The organism is Pseudomonas sp. (assembly GCF_030683065.1).
GTDB lineage: Bacteria > Pseudomonadota > Gammaproteobacteria > Pseudomonadales > Pseudomonadaceae > Aquipseudomonas.
In genome coordinates this window covers 15,217-32,102 of sequence record NZ_JAUXMX010000018.1, presented here as the reverse complement: position 1 = coordinate 32,102, position 16,886 = coordinate 15,217, and the positions used below count along the sequence as shown (strand labels likewise).

The following is a 16,886-nucleotide window of genomic DNA, read 5'->3' as shown; positions in this document are numbered from 1 at the left end:
CTGGAACACCTGCTTTGCCAAATCGACACCAATTCGCTTAAATTTCATGGTGACTCCTCCCTTCGTGACTTTTGTTTTGACAACTCTAGTCTGGCGCATAGACGCCGTAGGAGGGGGGAGTCCATTTCATTGGGCTACGGTTCCTGCAATGACAAAGGCGCCTAACCAGGCGCCTTTTTTTTCAAGCCTGGTGCAACCTGTAGGAGGGGCTTTAGCCGCGAATTTTTCGAAGCACCGCCAAAGCTTCGCGGCTAAAGCCCCTCCCACAACTGGGTTGGCTCCACTCGGTGGGTAGGATGGGTTGAGCGCAGCGATACCCATCAATCAGGCGTCCTGCTTACCCCAATTCAGAATCGCCAGGGTCAGCAGCCCTGCGACTATCCCCCAGAACGCCGAGCCGACCGAGAACAACGTCATGCCTGAGGCCGTGACCAGGAAGGTGATCAGCGCCGCTTCGCGCTCCTTGGGTTCGCTCATGGCCTGGGTCAGACCGCCGATGATCGAGGCGAACAGGGCAAGCGCCGCAATCGACAGGATCAACGCCTTGGGCAGGGCGGTGAACAGGGCCGCGAGGGTGGCGCCAAAAATCCCGGCGATACCGTAGAACACCCCGCACCAGATGGCGGCGGTATAGCGCTTCTTCGGGTCTTCATGGGCTTCGGGGCCGGCGCAGATCGCCGCGCTGATGGCCGCCATATGAATGCCGTGGCTGCCAAACGGTGCCAGCAGGATCGAAGTCAGCCCGGTGGTCGTCAACAGTGGGCTGGCCGGCACGTCGTAGCCATTGGCGCGCAGCACCGCCATGCCCGGCAGGTTCTGCGAGGCCATGGCGACGATAAAAAGCGGGATGCCGATGCTGATGGTCGCCGCCAGGGAGAAGGCCGGCATGGTCCACTCAGGCACCGCCAGTTCCAGCGTAAAGCCGCTGAAATCGAGCAGGCCGAACAGCGCCGCCAGCAGGCTGCCGACGATCAGGGCGGCGAGTACCGCATAGCGCGGCCACAGCCGCTTGCCCAACAGATAGGCCAGCAACATGGCCACCACCAGCAGCGGTTGCTGCTCGGCGGCCACGCAGATTTCCAGGCCGATCTTGAACAGCACCCCAGCCAGCAGGGCGGCGGCGATGGAGGCGGGAATACGCCGCATCAGACGATCAAAGGTGCCGGTCAGGCCGATCAACACGATCAGCGCCGAAGCGAAAATATAGGCCCCTATTGCCTCGCCATAGGGTACGCCGGGTAGGCTGGTGACCAGCAACGCGGCACCCGGCGTCGACCAGGCAATCATGATCGGCGCGCGGTAGCGCAGCGACAGGCCGATGCAGCAGAGCGCCATGCCGATCGACAGCGCCCAGATCCACGAAGAAATCTGCCCGCTGCTCAGCCCTGCGGCTTGGCCAGCCTGGAACATCAGCACCAGCGAGCTGGTGTAGCCGGTGAGCATGGCGATAAAACCGGCGACCACTGCCGAGGTCGAGGTGTCGGCCAGTGGCCGTAAACGGGGTTGAGACAGATCGTGCATCAGAGCAGTCCGGTGTCAGCGAAGATGGGGTAGAGCGAGGCTACCAGCAGCAGGGCCATGCCGATATTGAAAGCGCGCAGTACTCGCGGATTGCTCAGCCAGTTGCGCAGCAGGCTGCCGGCCATGGTCCACAGGCCAACGCTGGGGCAGTTGACCAGGGCGAACAGGGCCGCAATCAGCAGCACGTTGACCACGAAGTTGTCCTGCGGCGTGTAGGTGGTGATCGCGCCAATGGCCATTACCCAGGCCTTGGGGTTTACCCATTGAAACGCCGCGGCCTGGAGGAAGCTGAATGGCTTGCTGCGCTTACCGACATTAGGGTCTGGCACACCGGCGTTCGCGATTTTCCAGGCCAGGTAGAGCAGGTAAGTCGCGCCCAGATAGCGCAGCAGGGTGTAGAGCTGAGGAACCTGCTCGAACACCTGACCAAGGCCCAAACCCACCGCCATCACCAACAGCATGAAACCCAGGCTGATGCCGAACATGTACGGCAGGCTGCGGCGCATACCGAAGTTCACCCCGCTGGCGAGCAGCATCATGTTGTTCGGCCCCGGCGTGACCGAGGTGACAAAGGCAAAGGCGATAAAGGCGATCAGCAGTTCGGTGGTCATGGCGCAGCACTCAGAGGCAGTGTTGCTCAGCCTAAGGGGCGCGGGGCAGGGCGTCGCGGTACAGCGAGGCGGGCAATGTGCGTAACAGTTTTAAAGTGTTTGCACAAAACACCGGTACAGTTATGCCGGGGCAGCAGCGCAGAGCTTTAAATGACGCAAAAAAGACTTATCGTCAGGCCAATAACCTGTAGGAGCCAGCTTGCTGCGGTCCGGCGTCCCGGCGATCCTTGCCGGTAAAAGCATCGCCAGCAAGCTGGCTCCTACATATGCCTACGCATGACCTTCAGCGCCCGGCCAGCGCCTTGGCCTGCTCGCGGCGAGTAGCCGTAGGGTGCGCCGTGCGCACCAACCATCGCAGGTTACTGGCGCGTTATGGCTGCAGGCTCTTGCCCGCCAGCGCCTGGTTGACCCGCAGCCAGCCCTTTACCGCGTCTTCACCGACCTCGCCGAAGGCCCGCTGCAACAGCTTGGCCTGTTCGCGGCGCAGGGCCAGCTCCAGCTTGGCGCCTTCGGGCGTAAAGCCGAGCAGGCGCTTGCGCTTGTCATCGCTCGCCGCGAGGCTTTCCACCAGGCCCATTTCCAGCAACTGGCGCAGCGGCGTATTGAGTGCCTGCTTGCTCACCCCCAGGTAGGCCAGCAATTCCTTCATGCTCAGCCCCGGGCATCTGGCGATAAAAAACAGGATGCGATGGTGCACCCGCGACAAGCCGCGGCGCGCCAGCATTTCGTCAGCCTTGGCAGTGAAGGCCTGGTAGCCAAAAAAGAAGGCCTCCATGGCGGCCTGTTGGCTGGTTACACTTTTGAGGTCAAGCATTTAAGGTCAAGCCTATTGACGTATTGGGGTTGGGCGTCGTAATTTTGGTCAATCAGTTTGACCTATTTTTATTCGCCTTTGCTACTGGTGTGTCCATGGCCTTCTCCGAACGCGTTACCCGCCTTAAAAGCTCCCTGATCCGTGAAATCCTCGCCGCCGCGCAGCGCCCGGAAGTGATGTCCTTCGCCGGCGGCTTGCCGGCTGAGCCAATGCTGCCCCAGGTCGAGTGGGCGGATATGCCGACCAGCATGGGCCAATACGGCACCAGCGAAGGCGAGCCGGAATTGCGCGAGGCCATCGCCGAGGACGCTCGCGCCCTTGGCATACCCTGCGATGCCAGCCAGGTGCTGATCGTCAGCGGCTCGCAGCAGACCCTGGACCTGGCCAGCAAGCTGTTTATCGATCCGGGCACCGAAGTGCTGCTCGAGGCGCCGACCTACCTGGCCGCCCTACAAGCCTTTCAGTTATTCGGCGCCGCCTGCATCGCCGTGCCGCAAGAGGCCGACGGCCCGCAGATCGAAGCCATGCGCCAGCGCCTGGAGAACCACAAGCCGGCTTTCGCTTACCTGATCCCGACCTTCCAGAACCCCTCGGCGGTGCGCTACAGCGAGGCCAAACGCGATGCGGTGGCGGCGCTGCTCGACGAGTTCGGTGTGACCCTGATCGAGGATGAGCCTTACCGTGACCTGGTATTCGACGAAGGCAGCGCCACGCCGATTGTCAGTCGTCTGCGCCAGGCCAGCTGGATCTACACCGGCACCGTGTCGAAAACCCTGTTGCCGGGCCTGCGCGTCGGCTACCTGATTGCCACGCCAGACCTGTACCCCTACCTGCTGCGCCTCAAGCAGTCTGCGGACCTGCACACCAACCGCATCGGCCAGTGGCAGGCGCTGCAATGGCTAGGCACCCGCCACTACCGTGAGCACCTGGCCGAGTTGCGCGATTTCTACCGCATCCGTCGCGACGCCATGCAGGCCGTGCTGCAGGAGCACTTCAGCGAGCTGGCCGATTGGCAGATTCCCCAGGGCGGATTGTTCTTCTGGCTGACCCTCAAGCAGCCGCTGGACACCCGCACCTTACTGGCGCCGGCCCTGGCGCAAAACGTCGCCTTCATGCCGGGCGAGCCGTTTTTCATCGACCCTGATCAGCATCCGGGGCACTTGCGCTTGAACTTCAGCCACGTTGCGCCGGAGCGTCTGAACGAAGGCCTCAAGCGCCTGGCCGAAGTGATCCGTCAGGCGCAGGCGCTGTAGAGAATTGATAAGACTGTAGGAGCCAGCTTGCTGCGGTCCGGCGGTCCGGCGTCCCGGCGTCCCGGCGATCAGCTGTGAGCTAAAGCATCGCCAGCAAGCTTGCTCCTACAAAAGCCTTCAGGAGGGCGACATGTACAAGGTCTACGGCGACACCCGTTCGGGCAACTGTTACAAGGTCAAGTTGATGCTCAATCTGCTGGGTATTGCCCACGAATGGGTGCCCGTGGATATCCTCAAGGGCGAAACCCAGAGCGAAGCCTTTCTGGCCAAGAACCCCAACGGCAAGATCCCGGTGCTGGAGCTGGAAGACGGCACCTGCCTGTGGGAGTCCAATGCCATCCTCAACTTCCTTGCCGACGGCACTGAGTTTCTGCCCAGCGAGCCGCGCCTGCGCACCCAGGTGCTGCAGTGGCAGTTCTTCGAGCAGTACAGCCACGAGCCCTACATCGCCGTGGCGCGCTTTATCCAGCTGTATCAGGGCCTGCCCGAGGCACGCCGCACTGAGTACGAGGAATGCCATGTGCGCGGGCACAAGGCCTTAAAAGTGATGGAGCGGCAGCTGCAGCGCACGTCTTATCTGGTTGGCGAGCAGTATTCGATTGCCGACATCGCACTCTATGCCTACACCCATGTTGCTGAAGAGGGCGGTTTTGACCTCAGCGGCTACCCAGCCATTCGTGCCTGGCTGCAGCGGGTGGCCAGTTATCCGCTGCACATTGGCATCGGTTGAGGCGCCGAAAATATAACTGACGCCCCCTCTGGCGCCTTTCTATGGCTCGCATACACTGGCGCATCTTTCTTGGGGTGCGCGTAATGAGCTTGATGGTCTGGGGTTACCTGATTGCCGGTTTGGTTCTGCTGGTGGCGGGTGCTGAAGTGCTGGTGCGAGGCGCGGCCAAGCTGGCTGCGCAGTTTGGTATACCGCCGCTGGTCATCGGCCTGACCGTGGTGGCCTTTGGCACCAGCGCGCCGGAAACGGCAGTCAGCGTCCAGGCAGCCCTGGCCGGCAGTGGCGACCTGGCGATTGGCAACGTGGTGGGCAGTAACATCGCCAACGTGCTGCTGATTCTCGGCCTGACCGCTCTGATCGCCCCGCTGGTCGTCTCCCGCCAGCTGATTCGTCTCGATGTACCAATCATGATCGGCGCCAGCCTGCTGACTTTGGGCCTGGCCTGGGATGGCAGCCTGAGCAAGCTCGACGGCCTGGTGTTGTTCGCCGGCATCCTGGCTTACAGCGCGTTTCTGATCATCAACTCTTATCGCGAAAAAAGCGTCCCGGCCGACGATGAGTTCACCAAGGAATTTGCCCAGCACGAACCGGCCAAGCGCTATGCCTGGCAGATCAACCTGCTGCTGATCGTGGTGGGGTTGGTGTTGCTGGTCAGCGGCTCGAATTTTCTGGTGCAGGGCGCGGTTAGCCTGGCTCGCACCCTGGGGCTTTCGGAGCTGGTAATTGGCTTGACCGTGGTTGCGGTTGGCACCTCGCTGCCGGAGTTGGCCACCTCGCTGATGGCAGCCATTCGTGGCGAGCGCGATATTGCCGTGGGCAATATCGTCGGCAGCAATATCTTCAACCTGCTGTGCGTGCTCGGCCTGGCTTCGCTGTTGTCGCCCGCGCCCATTCTGGTGGCGGCCAACGCCCTGGCGTTCGACTTCCCGGTGATGATCGGGGTGGCGGTGGTCTGTCTGCCGATCTTCTTCTCCGGCTATTGCATCAACCGCTGGGAAGGACTGTTGTTTATCGGCTACTACGTGGCCTACACCCTGTACCTGGTGCTTAGCGCTGCAGGGCGGCCACTGGCGGACCAGTTTGCCACCGCCATGCTTGGCTATGTGCTGCCGCTGACCGCCATAACCCTGCTGGTGATTACCGTGCAGTCCTGGCGCAAGACCAAGTTGCAAGGCTGACGCGCTCAAGTGCCTTACGCGCACGCTCGACAGCACCCGCGTAAGGCCAGCAGCGTCTAGATAAATACCTGCCGTACCACGCCGCGCGGGATGCGACTTTTGCCCGGCAGTTGCTCCAGGCGTTGCTGCCATGCGGCGCGCGGACTCAGGGTCGGCTGCGCCATTGCAGCCGTTGCGAGGGCCGCCTTGGCAGCTTTTGCCGCGGCCCTAAGCTCAGCGAGGCTTGGTGTCTTGCGTACAGGCTCAGCCGCACCCTTTTCAACGGTGCGCAGGCAGAGCTTGCATGAAACCTGAGTAACATCCTGGGTGCTGCTCAGGTTCGAGCCTGTGCGCCCACATGCAACATTTGCCTGGGGCGCGGAATAGTGGATTGCCAACGTGTTGTCTCCTGCATTTTGGGGCGCGGGATTTTACACAGAAGTGCCGACGCCGCAAGCGCCCCGGCATCAGCGACGCCACTGACCACGCAGAAAGCCATAGCCCGATACCGAAACCCCGCGCCCATCGCCTGCGCCAATCAGATCAGCTCAGCTCAGCTATCGCGGGCGCCCGGCGCCTGGAGTGGTGCTGGGTGCCTGGTGGCTGGGGTGGCGGGGGCGCCGTAAGAAAAACTGCAATTGCAGATGTGTTTTTGCATGGTGTTGTGCTTTTTAGGTCAGGGGCGGGTGGTCTGTGATTGGCAGTTGTCGGCAAAAAGCAGCCATTCCTCCGCACCAAGATCACTCGATCTCTGTAAGGAGCCCTGGCACCTTTTATACCATTCCACGGGGTTTGGACGTTGCTCTGATCACGTCACCCAATGGAGTGACAGTGCTCAAAAAATCTCTCGATTTGAGGGCATTCACCAACCGCAGATTGAGGTCATTGTTTGACACCTCCATTTTCCTACTTTTAGGCCCCAGCTTTCTGAAGCCAATTTCGGATAACTGCCCTAGCAGGTTCGATGCATCTGGCCAGCTCATCGAGGGCAAACACTGGATCAGTATTTCTGTACGTTGATCCGACGTTAGCTCCGGCTCGGTCACTAGCACGCGGAGCACCTGAATGAATGGGTCGGAAAAGCGGACGGCTTGTTGGTTTGCAGCAGAGCACACTCGCGCGAGTGTCTCCAATGCATCCAGATTGCTTACAATATTCTCCAACACAATGCTGGACCACATTTGAACCTTCTCCTCGAGGGAGAGTGCATTGTGCTTACTGAGAGTGATTACTGTCTTCAAGGTGAGTTGAGAAAGGTCGATCTCGCAACGAGCCTCCACCCACCGCGAGGCGAGATACAAACCCTCTAAGGGGGCACATTGTGTCACCACAGCATTTCGGACTTCAGAGCTGTACGGTAGAAAGGCGGAGCTAGCAAACACAGGCCAGCGATCGCTCGGTAGCGTTCCGCTGAGCACCGAGACATCCTCCAGAACCACGCCAGCGAGCAGAGGCATGAGTGTCTCCATGCTGACATCTGATGAGGTAATCAAGTACCGCTGCAAGCTAGCGTCAGAGCTATTGAGCCGCCAGAGTTTGCCTTGTAGTTCGCGCACATTACGAGCAATGAACTCAGCAAATATTGATTCATCCTCTACGCCAACAACTTGCTTATTATCTGCGGTCTTCGACGATGTAATAACCTCATCAAAGAAGGTCCAGGCAGCTTCAACTTTCGCGGAGACTCGATCTGCTTCCAGCACTTTTCCCCAAATCGTAGGCGGTGCATCCTCAAGTCTGTTGAGGTGGCACTCTGTGCAGTCAAATAGTTGTTCTGCAAGCTCTTGATACTTGTGGAGAGCGCTCAGCAGCTGGGCCAGCGACTCCGCTGATTCATCAAGCATACCGGCCTGATCAAGGAGCTCGGTGATGAATAGCTCCGGCGATTCAAGCAGCAGCTCTTCCAAACCCTCAATGCTCAGCGCTTTTAGACGGCGAAAGGAAACTACTCCGCTATTTACCCTCTTAAGTTTGACGGCTCCTAGCTCATTCTCGGACTCAGCCTTTGCACAGATGAGCGTAAGCATAATCAGGTTGACCTCTATGCAACCCCAAGAGATCAGCTTCTTGAGATCCGCAAGTGCAGCGCTGTTTCCCAGCCGCCCAAATGCGACCGATCTTGCTCGCAGCCAAGCCCAACCGCCCTCATCAGCCTCCAGTCCCGGTATCAAAAGTGATACATCTTCAAGGGCTGCGACAACGGGATAGAGACTTGCCTGCTCATCCTGAGCGAGAAGCTTTATATCCGTCGCACTTAAATTATTGAAAATTGCACATATAAATGATTGCCTGATGCCAGCTGGCTCAAATAAGGACGCTGCTTCGAATAGCTGCCGAAACAATCGAGGCTCAAGGTCGAAGACAGCTTTAATGAAGTGAGCCAAATTACTCCGTTGCAACAACTCTTGCGTAGCTTCTGCCATCCTATCTATATGCCCGTCGCAGCCACTGCGCAGAATAATAGCTAGCTTTCCAACTTCTAGGTGAGACGCGGCATGTCGATACGGACGGTTACAGAGATAGTTAATAAAATCGGCAATAATGCCTCTGCCACCATCAAGATCTTCGCCTTCGAGCTTCTCCAAAAACGCATGAGGATTGTCGATGTTGGTTGTGACGCCAGGTGATATTCCGCGCCTGACGTCCAAAATCAGATTTTTGTCATCAGGGGTCAACGAACCCTCATAGAAATAGCCAAAATAGTCTGTGTAATCTGTCTCGAAGTATCCAGCCCGTATCAGATAACTCACAACATCATATCCTTTTAATATCTGCCGAATCACCTCACCGTAATCCCCTTTGGCCGCAGACCTGAATGAAATCCGAGTGATCTGATTTGATCTTTTCTGAAGAGCAGCTATATCAATATTGACTTGACCAACAGACCGCTGGAGCGCGGCATACCTTTTTTTGTAGAATGTCGAGCTCAGTAATTCCTGATTATTTACACTTTCAGACTTCTGGAAGTAGCGGCCGTAATTAGACTCAAACACTGCAGTTTGTATTTTCACATTTTGGCTAAAAATTTTATTAAACACTTCGTCAGTTATAAAATCTATTATTGTGTAGTAATCCCCACCTAATTGCACATGGGTTGCAGAACTCGCGCCGGCGCGCTTCAGAAGTTCGAGCCAGACGTAGGAGCGCAGTTCACACACGCTACTCGCAACCTCGTGTATATGTTCCTGTCGCTGGCGTTGCAGATCTTCCACTTGATCCTTGTATTGCTGTACTTGCAGCTCCTTCCACCCCTGAAAGTCCTGGAGAGCTTTATATATGGGGCCCTTACGCTTTACCAATTTGGCGTAGGCACCAGGATGAAGATTGCGAATAGCAACAATCGCGAACAACTTGTTGGGGTCAAGCGACAAGCTGGTGGCAAGGATGCTTGAGAATATGTCGAATTCGTTGACGATATTCTTGATCACGCGCATGTCATCAATGTAGTAACAAACGGTCTCAACTAATACAGTATGTAAGTCAGAGCCCAAAGGTTTGCCTTTAAAGGAACGGCGATTGAGAGACTCATACATTTTTTCCCGAGAGTTCTCAGAATTGATGACCGGAATCACAGGGATGATCAGGTCAAAAAATTTCGTCTTTTCACCGACTACAAACATCTCATCACGCAGGGCATAAACAAAATAGACGGGGCGCTTGATCTGAGGGGACTGCTTGATGATGAAGTTGATTTCCCGCAAGCGGGTGAAGACATCGTGTATGCCGAATCTATCTAAGTCTTCAATTACCACAACGTCGATAGTACTACGCTCAAAGCAGTAAATAATCTCGTCAATATTTTTGTGAAGTACCGATCCATGGTGAGTGCTTTCAAGTTTCCCTCCCTTGAGCGTAAGACCGTCGATACTGAAAAGAGAAACCAACCTCAATCCAGCATGCAGGAAGTAGATGCCCCCAATGGCCGCCACGCTTACCGCTAGGGCTACTGGCATCAGTAGGAGTCCTTCAAGCAGCCACGCGGGATCAATGTTGGGGAGTTTTTCCACCGTCGGAAGGTACAATCTGAGCGCAGCTAGAATCAGTGCGCCGTAACCAAAGGTCTTCAACCAGATCGAAAACGTTGACGCCTGCGTAATCCGCTTAAGGCGAGTCTTGGGCAGCGTTTTTGCCGGCACTGCATAAAGCAACTGCTGGACAATAGTCTCTTCAATCCGCGTCAAGAGATCCAAATCTATTGTCTGATCACCTACCATTTTTTCCGTTCGGATGAGGTCATTCGCGTTAGAGCTGGACTCTCCGCCCCCATTGGCGTTCACCTCATCATCGTCTACTTCCGAAGTGTCCTTGCCAAACGTTGCCAATGACACGAAAGCGTAAATGAACTCAGGGTGGCGGTCGACAAAAGTACGGATCACGCTGCTTTTTCCAGCACCGTATTCACCTGTAAGCGCGATGTTACGAACCTGGGGGTTCTTAAGACCGTGCCACAGCTCTTGCTCATAGCGGCTAGACCGCTCAGGTTCCAGGATGACGGGAGTTAGAGGTTCAAAGACGTTGTCCTCGCTAGGCAACACTAGGAAATTACGCGCTGCCTGATATGCCTTGAGCCCCGCGCGATGGTAACGCTTGAAATGCGCCAACCTTCCTTGAACCAGCGTTTTTACTTTATTCGACGTCCAACAAAGTAAGAGGCTCAAACGATTAAACATCCCTATCTCCCAACCGTTGGTCTGACCGATCGCCCCACAGCCTTCATGGCTACTACAGCGCAAAGTCTTCGATACTAGCGCATTGCCAGAGCTAGCGGCTTGCTCTTAAAGGGCCGCGATGGCTTAACGTATACAGCGGCCTATGCCCGCTATGGGTCGAAAGCCCTTCCGGCCCCCATTGGCCAATCACTTTGCCACCGCCATGCTCGGCTAGGTCCTGTCGCTGGCCGACATTATCCCGCTGGCGATTGCCGTGCAGTCCTGGGGCAAGGGCTGGGGGCTTACGAGCAGACATTGCAGATTGGCTGTCACAGATCGCGAAACAGGTCGTGGGCGTTGAGCAGGTCGTAGGCGATTTGTGGGTTTTTTTCCAGGCCGCGGCGGATGGCGGCGGGGATGGTCTGGCGGGTCTTGCGGCACAGCCCTGGGTGTTCATCGAGTTGTATGGCGATGCCGCGCATGCTGCGCACTTCGTTGAAGCCCGGGGCGACCGACAGGCGAATACCCAGTTGCTGGTGGAGGCGCTGCTGCAGGTGTTTGAGGTCATCCAGGCTCTGGATATTTTCCAGGCGTTCGAGCAGGAGCTTTTCCTCCTTGCGGGTAAGCATAAGGATGCGCAGGTCGGCGTCGGCGGCTTGCGGCAGTTGTGCCAGGCCACAGTCGCAGACGCCGGTTGGGCAGGGGGTGCGGATCGGCAATGGGCTGTTCATAAGTGTCGATCATAGCCATAGCCGGCGCTATTTGCCCATGGGCCAGGAGCCTGTCGGGCTTAACACTGTTCCACTGCGGCAAAGCCGGACTTGGCCATGTTGGCTGCTTTCCCTCGTTACGTGGCCAGCTATTCGCCTCGCAAAAGCAACAGAACTGTCGCAAACCGGGCTTTCCCTCGCTAGCAACGGTCAAGCCCGACAGGCCTCTCAGGCTGCTGGTTCTTAATAGGGGTGTGCGGCCGGAGACCTGTTGCTGCTGGACACCGCGAGGGATCGGTGGATAATCGCCCTATCGTTATCCGAGCCTGCCCATGCGCAAACTGCGAGTTGCCCTGATCTGTATGCTTATGCTGGCACTGCCCGTCCAGGGCATGGCTGCGCTTGGTATGCAGCTGTGTGCGGCAACTGGGCAGAGCGAGCAGGGTAGCCAGCAGATGGCCGCTCATCACCCTGGCGCGTTGCCCCTCAAGCAACACGGGCTCGACAGTCATGGTGGCCATTACGCCAGTGGCAACACTCAGCCCGCCAGCCAGGCGGATAACAGCTTGTGCAGCCTCTGCGCCTTTTGCGTCGGGGCGGTGGCATTTGCCTCGGTCACCATCAGCCAGAATCTACCCCAGGCTATCGAGCCGTCATTACCGCGGCTGGATCGCTTTGTCGGCCATGTCGACGAAACCCCGGAACGTCCCCCCCGCCTTTTTCTCGCCTAAGCCCAATGCGTTAAGCCTTTAGCGCCTTACTTGGTTGCGCCTGCTCGGTATTACCGAAGGTGCCTGCTGCGAGAAACGATCATGTTACCTATACCCGCTGCCCTGGGGCGCGCTTGCGCCTTGCTGGGCCTGTTGGCGCTGCCTGCTGGCGCCTGGGCGATGCCGCCCAATCCCCTGGATGCCGCCGCGCCTGCGTCGGCGTTGTCCTACCAATCCCCGCTTGAGCACTATCAGGGCTGGCGCGAACAGCCGCTTGAGCGCTGGCGCGAGGCCAACGAACTGGTTGGCCAAATCGGCGGCTGGCGCACGTACGCCCTGGAACCCTATGCCGAGGAAGCCGCTCCCGAGCAGCCGCAGTCACCGGCGGCTGCGCCGGGCGCAGATAACTCGACAGCGCCTGCTATGGCGCCCATGGGGCATCAACACCATGGCCATCACTAAGGAATCGCGTATGAGTGTTTATTTACGCCTGGGCGGGCTCTGTGCCGGGCTTGTGCTGCTGGCCGGTTGCGCCCGTTTCAGTGATGACGGCGGTTTTGCTGCGGTGCAGCAGGCCAGCCAGCAGCATCTGGACAAGGAGGTGGTGTGGGCCAGGGATGAAGCCGGGCAGGGCGCGATCGCCCAGCGGGTCAGTGAATTACTGGTGGCGCCGCTGGATGTGGAAGCAGCCGTGCAACTGGCGCTGCTGAATAACCGCGGCCTGCAGGCCCGTTTCGACGAGTTGGGCATTGGCGAAGCCGAGCGGGTGCAGGCCGGGCGTCTGCCCAACCCGGGGTTCTCCTTCGGCCGTATGGAAAAGGGCAGCGAGGTCGAGTACGAGCGCGGCCTGCACTTCAACCTGGCGCGGCTGATTGCCATGCCCATGGTGGCGGGGATCGAGGCCCAGCGTTTCGAGCAACTGCAGCGCCAGACCAGCCTGGCTTTGTTGGAGCTGGCCAGCCAGACGCGCAAGGCCTGGTACAGCGCCGTGGCCGCCGAAGAACACTTGGTCTACGCCCGCCAGGTGCAGGAAGCCGCCGAGATTGGCGCGGAGCTGGCCCGGCGCCTGGCCGCGGTGGGCAACTTCAGCAAGCTGCAGCAGGCTCAGCAGCAGAGTTTCTACGCCGAGGCGGCGCTCAGCCTGCTGCATGCCGAGCAGGCACGGGTGCGCAGCCGTGAGCAGCTCAGTCGTCTGTTGGGGTTGTGGGGTGAGCAGGTCGCCTTTCAGTTACCCGAGCGCCTGCCCGAGCTGACCAAGGTGGCCGAGGCGCAAGAGGATGTGGAGCGTCTGGCCATGGCCCAGCGTCTGGATATTCAGGCGGTGCGCCTGGATGCCGAGCGCCTGGCGCGCAATCTGGGGCTGAGCCGCACCACGCGCTTTATCAACGTGCTGGAGCTTGGGGTGGCCAGCAACCGTTCTAATGAAGAACCGACCCAGCGCGGCTACGAGATCAGTGTCGAGTTGCCGTTGTTCGACTGGAGTGGGGCCAAGGTGGCACGGGCCGAGGCGCAGTACCGTCAGGCGCTCAACCGCGCCGCCGAGACGGCGATCAATGCCCGCTCCCAGGTGCGCGAAGCCTACCTGGGCTACCGCGTCGCCCACGACATTGCTCGCCATTACCGCGACGAGTTGTTGCCCCTGCGGGCGCGCATCGCCGAGGAACAATTGCTGCAGTACAACGGCATGTTTATCAGCACCTTCGACCTGCTGGCCGATGCGCGTCGGCAAGTGCAGACGGTGCAGGGCTACCTGCAGGCGCAGCGCGATTTCTGGATCGCCAAGACCGATCTGGATATGGCGCTGCTGGGCACCCCCAGCTTTTCATCGATCACCCCGGCCGCGGCCGCTACCGACGAGCCCGCCGGGCACTGATCAAGGATAATTCCCCATGGTTTCACGACGTGATTTCTTTCTCGGTGCCAGCGCCATTACTGCCGCTGTCGCCACCTCGGCGGTCAGCCGGGTATCCCTGGCCGGGCTGCCGGAAGCGGTTTCGCAAGGCAGTGCCGACACCCAGCCACCGCTGCAGCCGCAGAGTGGCCGGCCGTATAATCCGGTGGTCACGCTTAACGGCTGGACCTTGCCCTGGCGCATGAATAACGGGGTCAAGGAGTTCCATCTGGTCGCAGAACCCGTGGTGCGCGAGTTGGCACCCGGTTACACGGCTCATTTGTGGGGCTATAACGGCCAGTCGCCGGGGCCGACCATCGAGGTGGTGGAGGGCGACCGGGTGCGTATCTTCGTCACCAACAAGCTGCCCGAGCACACCAGCATCCACTGGCACGGCCAGCGCCTGCCCAATGGCATGGACGGCGTGGCGGGGCTGACCCAGCCGGCGATCCCGGTAGGCAAGACCTTCGTTTACGAGTTCGTCGCCCGCCGCCCCGGCACCTTTATGTACCACCCGCATGCCGACGAGATGGTGCAAATGGCCATGGGCATGATGGGCTTCTGGGTCACCCACCCCAAGGCGCACCACCCGCTGATCAGCGAAGTGGACCGCGACTTCTGCTTTCTGCTCAGCGCCTACGACATCGAGCCCGGCGCCTACACGCCGAAGATCATGCAGATGCTCGACTTCAACCTGTGGACCTTCAACAGCCGGGTCTTCCCCGGTATCGACCCGCTGGTGGTGCGGCACAACGACCGGGTACGTCTGCGCGTTGGCAACCTGACCATGACCAATCACCCGATCCATGTGCATGGCCATGAATTCGAGGTCACCGGCACTGATGGCGGGCCGACGCCTGTGGGTTCACGCTGGCCGGAGGTGACTGCCGATGTGGCGGTGGGGCAGATGCGTCAGCTGGAATTTCTTGCCGACGAGGAGGGCGACTGGGCCCTGCATTGCCACAAGAGCCACCACACCATGAACGCCATGGGCCACGACGTGCCGACTCTGGTGGGGGTTGATCACCGCGACATGACTCGGCGCATCAGCAAGCTGATCCCCGATTACATGGTGATGGGTGAGCGCGGCATGGCCGACATGGCGGAGATGCAGATGCCGCTGCCAGACAACACCGTGCCGATGATGACCGGCGACGGCCCCTTTGGCTCGGTGGAGATGGGCGGCATGTTCACCATACTCAAGGTGCGCAAGGACCAGCCCGCAGGCGACTACCGCGACCCCGGCTGGTTCAAGCATCCGCCTGGCACCGTGGCCCGTGAGTGGACGGGCGAATTGGCCACACCGACGCGCTCGAATCAGGTGGGTGGGCAGTCGATGCCACTTAAGCAGCCGATCGTCGAGCCGATTGAGGTACAGGTGCGAAAACCTGACGGTCACAGCGGCCACTGATGCGACTTGCAGGAGAACCTCGTCGTCCAGCGGGCGCTCCTGCAAGGGTCAGCGTTTATCTAATTTACTGATATAAAACAACGAGTTATTTTTTTGGTAAGGGCAGTCTTGGCTGCGATAGCTGCTTTTCAAGCATCGCAGGCAAGCCCGCTGCCAGAGCAAACTCAATTCGAGGAGTGAATCATGAATTTATCGTCAAGCCTTACCGCGCTGCTGCTGGGTCTTGTCAGCGTGCTTGCCGTCAGCCCGGTGCTGGCCCATAGCGAGAAACATGCCGAGCATCACAGTGCGCAAGTAATCAAGGAGCAAAAAGACTGGGGCATTGCCGGCGACCGCGATCAGGTCAGCCGCAGCATCGAGATTCGTATGAGCGACGCGATGCGTTTCACCCCGGACAAACTGCAGGTAAAACTCGGTGAGACCATTCGCCTTGTCCATCGTAACGACGGCCAGGTAATGCATGAATTTGTGCTCGGCACTAAACCCGAGCTCGACCAGCATGCCGCGCTGATGGCCAAGTTTCCTGGCATGGAGCACGACGAACCCTATATGGCCCACGTCGCGCCAAGCGAAAGCGGCGAGATCATCTGGACGTTCAACCGGGCCGGCGAATTCGACTTCGCTTGCCTGATCGCCGGCCATTACCAGGCCGGTATGGTCGGTCAGATCAGCGTAGTGGCCGAGTAATGCGGCTGTAGCCCGTGACTGCGGGTGGCAACCGCCGGGCGGCGATCCGCGTCAGCCGTGAAGCTTCGATGCTTTTCGCGGCTGACGCCGCTGCCACGGGTTCAGCGATACCTTTCGATCAGTTAGACCAATATTTCAACCCGCGCAGCGCGGGTTAGCACTCAGAGGACGTACATCATGAAAAATCTGCTTATCGCCATTTTGCTGGGTAGCACCCTGACCTTGCCGGCGCTTGCCGCCCAACCCGCCGCTTCGGCCAACGTCAGTGCCGAGGCCGCCGTGTCCTGGAGCCAGGGTGAGGTGCGCAAGGTCGACCTGGCCGGGCAGAAGATCACCCTGCGTCACGGCCCGATTCAGAGCGTCGGCATGCCGCCGATGACCATGGTCTTTGGCGTGCGCGAGGCGGCACTGCTGCAAGGCATCAGCGTCGGCGACAAGGTGCGTTTTCAGGTTGAGCAGCAAGGCAGCCAATTTATCGTGACCGAGTTGCAGGCGGCCGAGTGACGGTACCGGAGCCAGCTTGCTGGCTCCGGTAAGCCTGGCCGGACGGCCGCTGATGAGCGCAGCGAGCTGGGGACAATTGCGTCCAGCGGCGTGCAGGTAGCGGTAGGCGATCCCCCGGCTTATAGACAGCCGCGCTGTCGCACAGCAAACGGGGGCTCAAGGATCAAGCCGGATGGGTCGGGCCGCGCAGGTCGGGCCGCCTAGCTCGGGCCGCGTAGGCCAGACAGCGCAGGCTTCG

The 16,886-nt window shown here is 59.3% G+C and carries 15 protein-coding genes; 9 read left to right on the top strand and 6 right to left on the bottom strand.

Annotated elements, in window-relative coordinates; translation table 11 throughout:
- Positions 1 to 324 precede the first annotated feature (324 nt).
- The 3 genes from Q8K09_RS04260 to Q8K09_RS04250 form a co-directional block, all read right to left on the bottom strand.
- Positions 325 to 1,521 (bottom strand): benzoate/H(+) symporter BenE family transporter, encoded by a 1,197-nt coding sequence (locus tag Q8K09_RS04260; protein ID WP_305253741.1) that lies wholly within the window; start codon positions 1,519 to 1,521, stop codon positions 325 to 327.
- Positions 1,521 to 2,132 (bottom strand): LysE family translocator, encoded by a 612-nt coding sequence (locus Q8K09_RS04255; RefSeq protein WP_305253740.1) that lies wholly within the window; start codon positions 2,130 to 2,132, stop codon positions 1,521 to 1,523. Before Q8K09_RS04255 ends, Q8K09_RS04260 begins: the two co-directional genes overlap by 1 nt.
- A gap of 370 nt (positions 2,133 to 2,502) precedes the next feature.
- Positions 2,503 to 2,946 (bottom strand): MarR family winged helix-turn-helix transcriptional regulator, encoded by a 444-nt coding sequence (locus Q8K09_RS04250; protein ID WP_305253739.1) that lies wholly within the window; start codon positions 2,944 to 2,946, stop codon positions 2,503 to 2,505.
- 95 nt (positions 2,947 to 3,041) lie between these two features.
- Here Q8K09_RS04250 and Q8K09_RS04245 point away from each other — a divergent pair, with 95 nt between their 5' ends.
- The 3 genes from Q8K09_RS04245 to Q8K09_RS04235 all read left to right on the top strand — a co-directional run bounded on the left by Q8K09_RS04245 (position 3,042) and on the right by Q8K09_RS04235 (position 6,107).
- Complete coding sequence (locus Q8K09_RS04245; RefSeq protein ID WP_305253738.1) at positions 3,042 to 4,199, top strand: PLP-dependent aminotransferase family protein; 1,158 nt, start codon at positions 3,042 to 3,044, stop codon at positions 4,197 to 4,199.
- Between the two features lie 130 nt (positions 4,200 to 4,329).
- Positions 4,330 to 4,929, top strand: a complete 600-nt coding sequence (locus tag Q8K09_RS04240; protein ID WP_305253737.1) for a glutathione S-transferase family protein — start codon at positions 4,330 to 4,332, stop codon at positions 4,927 to 4,929.
- Between the two features lie 83 nt (positions 4,930 to 5,012).
- A complete protein-coding gene (locus Q8K09_RS04235; protein WP_305253742.1) occupies positions 5,013 to 6,107 on the top strand; it encodes a calcium/sodium antiporter in 1,095 nt (364 codons plus the stop codon).
- Between the two features lie 56 nt (positions 6,108 to 6,163).
- Here the strand turns inward: Q8K09_RS04235 and Q8K09_RS04230 are convergent, their stop codons facing one another.
- The 3 genes from Q8K09_RS04230 to Q8K09_RS04220 all read right to left on the bottom strand — a co-directional run bounded on the left by Q8K09_RS04230 (position 6,164) and on the right by Q8K09_RS04220 (position 11,466).
- Positions 6,164 to 6,484 (bottom strand): hypothetical protein, encoded by a 321-nt coding sequence (locus Q8K09_RS04230; protein WP_305253736.1) that lies wholly within the window; start codon positions 6,482 to 6,484, stop codon positions 6,164 to 6,166.
- 375 nt (positions 6,485 to 6,859) lie between these two features.
- Entirely contained in the window at positions 6,860 to 10,756 is a 3,897-nt protein-coding gene (locus Q8K09_RS04225; protein WP_305253735.1) for a hypothetical protein, read from the bottom strand.
- Between the two features lie 308 nt (positions 10,757 to 11,064).
- The gene (locus Q8K09_RS04220) at positions 11,065 to 11,466 is read right to left on the bottom strand and encodes a hypothetical protein (protein ID WP_305253734.1); all 402 of its coding nucleotides are present in this window, start codon (positions 11,464 to 11,466) and stop codon (positions 11,065 to 11,067) included.
- Positions 11,467 to 11,777: 311 nt separating this feature from the next.
- Between Q8K09_RS04220 and Q8K09_RS04215 the strand changes: the two genes are divergently transcribed.
- From Q8K09_RS04215 to Q8K09_RS04190, 6 genes are all read left to right on the top strand, one after another.
- Positions 11,778 to 12,176 (top strand): hypothetical protein, encoded by a 399-nt coding sequence (locus Q8K09_RS04215; RefSeq protein ID WP_305253733.1) that lies wholly within the window; start codon positions 11,778 to 11,780, stop codon positions 12,174 to 12,176.
- A gap of 81 nt (positions 12,177 to 12,257) precedes the next feature.
- Entirely contained in the window at positions 12,258 to 12,617 is a 360-nt protein-coding gene (locus tag Q8K09_RS04210; protein ID WP_305253732.1) for a hypothetical protein, read from the top strand.
- Between the two features lie 10 nt (positions 12,618 to 12,627).
- Positions 12,628 to 14,028, top strand: coding sequence for a TolC family protein (locus tag Q8K09_RS04205; protein ID WP_305253731.1), 1,401 nt, complete (start codon positions 12,628 to 12,630; stop codon positions 14,026 to 14,028).
- A 16-nt stretch (positions 14,029 to 14,044) separates the two neighbouring features.
- On the top strand, positions 14,045 to 15,457 hold the full coding sequence (locus tag Q8K09_RS04200; RefSeq protein ID WP_305253730.1) for a multicopper oxidase family protein: 1,413 nt from the start codon (positions 14,045 to 14,047) through the stop codon (positions 15,455 to 15,457).
- Between the two features lie 183 nt (positions 15,458 to 15,640).
- Entirely contained in the window at positions 15,641 to 16,144 is a 504-nt protein-coding gene (locus Q8K09_RS04195; RefSeq protein WP_305253729.1) for a cupredoxin family protein, read from the top strand.
- Positions 16,145 to 16,321: 177 nt separating this feature from the next.
- Entirely contained in the window at positions 16,322 to 16,648 is a 327-nt protein-coding gene (locus tag Q8K09_RS04190) for a copper-binding protein (RefSeq protein WP_305253728.1), read from the top strand.
- Positions 16,649 to 16,886 lie beyond the last annotated feature (238 nt).

Bases quoted from the DNA above. Each gene is read 5' to 3' on its own strand.
- Q8K09_RS04245 (WP_305253738.1), top strand. From the start codon at position 3,042: ATGGCCTTCTCCGAACGCGTTACCCGCCTTAAAAGCTCCCTGATCCGT.
- Q8K09_RS04260 (WP_305253741.1), bottom strand. From the start codon at position 1,521: ATGCACGATCTGTCTCAACCCCGTTTACGGCCACTGGCCGACACCTCG.
- Q8K09_RS04225 (WP_305253735.1), bottom strand. From the start codon at position 10,756: ATGTTTAATCGTTTGAGCCTCTTACTTTGTTGGACGTCGAATAAAGTA.
- Q8K09_RS04210 (WP_305253732.1), top strand. From the start codon at position 12,258: ATGTTACCTATACCCGCTGCCCTGGGGCGCGCTTGCGCCTTGCTGGGC.
- Q8K09_RS04220 (WP_305253734.1), bottom strand. From the start codon at position 11,466: ATGAACAGCCCATTGCCGATCCGCACCCCCTGCCCAACCGGCGTCTGC.
- Q8K09_RS04250 (WP_305253739.1), bottom strand. From the start codon at position 2,946: ATGCTTGACCTCAAAAGTGTAACCAGCCAACAGGCCGCCATGGAGGCC.
- Q8K09_RS04190 (WP_305253728.1), top strand. From the start codon at position 16,322: ATGAAAAATCTGCTTATCGCCATTTTGCTGGGTAGCACCCTGACCTTG.
- Q8K09_RS04205 (WP_305253731.1), top strand. From the start codon at position 12,628: ATGAGTGTTTATTTACGCCTGGGCGGGCTCTGTGCCGGGCTTGTGCTG.
- Q8K09_RS04200 (WP_305253730.1), top strand. From the start codon at position 14,045: ATGGTTTCACGACGTGATTTCTTTCTCGGTGCCAGCGCCATTACTGCC.
- Q8K09_RS04215 (WP_305253733.1), top strand. From the start codon at position 11,778: ATGCGCAAACTGCGAGTTGCCCTGATCTGTATGCTTATGCTGGCACTG.
- Q8K09_RS04195 (WP_305253729.1), top strand. From the start codon at position 15,641: ATGAATTTATCGTCAAGCCTTACCGCGCTGCTGCTGGGTCTTGTCAGC.
- Q8K09_RS04240 (WP_305253737.1), top strand. From the start codon at position 4,330: ATGTACAAGGTCTACGGCGACACCCGTTCGGGCAACTGTTACAAGGTC.
- Q8K09_RS04235 (WP_305253742.1), top strand. From the start codon at position 5,013: ATGAGCTTGATGGTCTGGGGTTACCTGATTGCCGGTTTGGTTCTGCTG.
- Q8K09_RS04255 (WP_305253740.1), bottom strand. From the start codon at position 2,132: ATGACCACCGAACTGCTGATCGCCTTTATCGCCTTTGCCTTTGTCACC.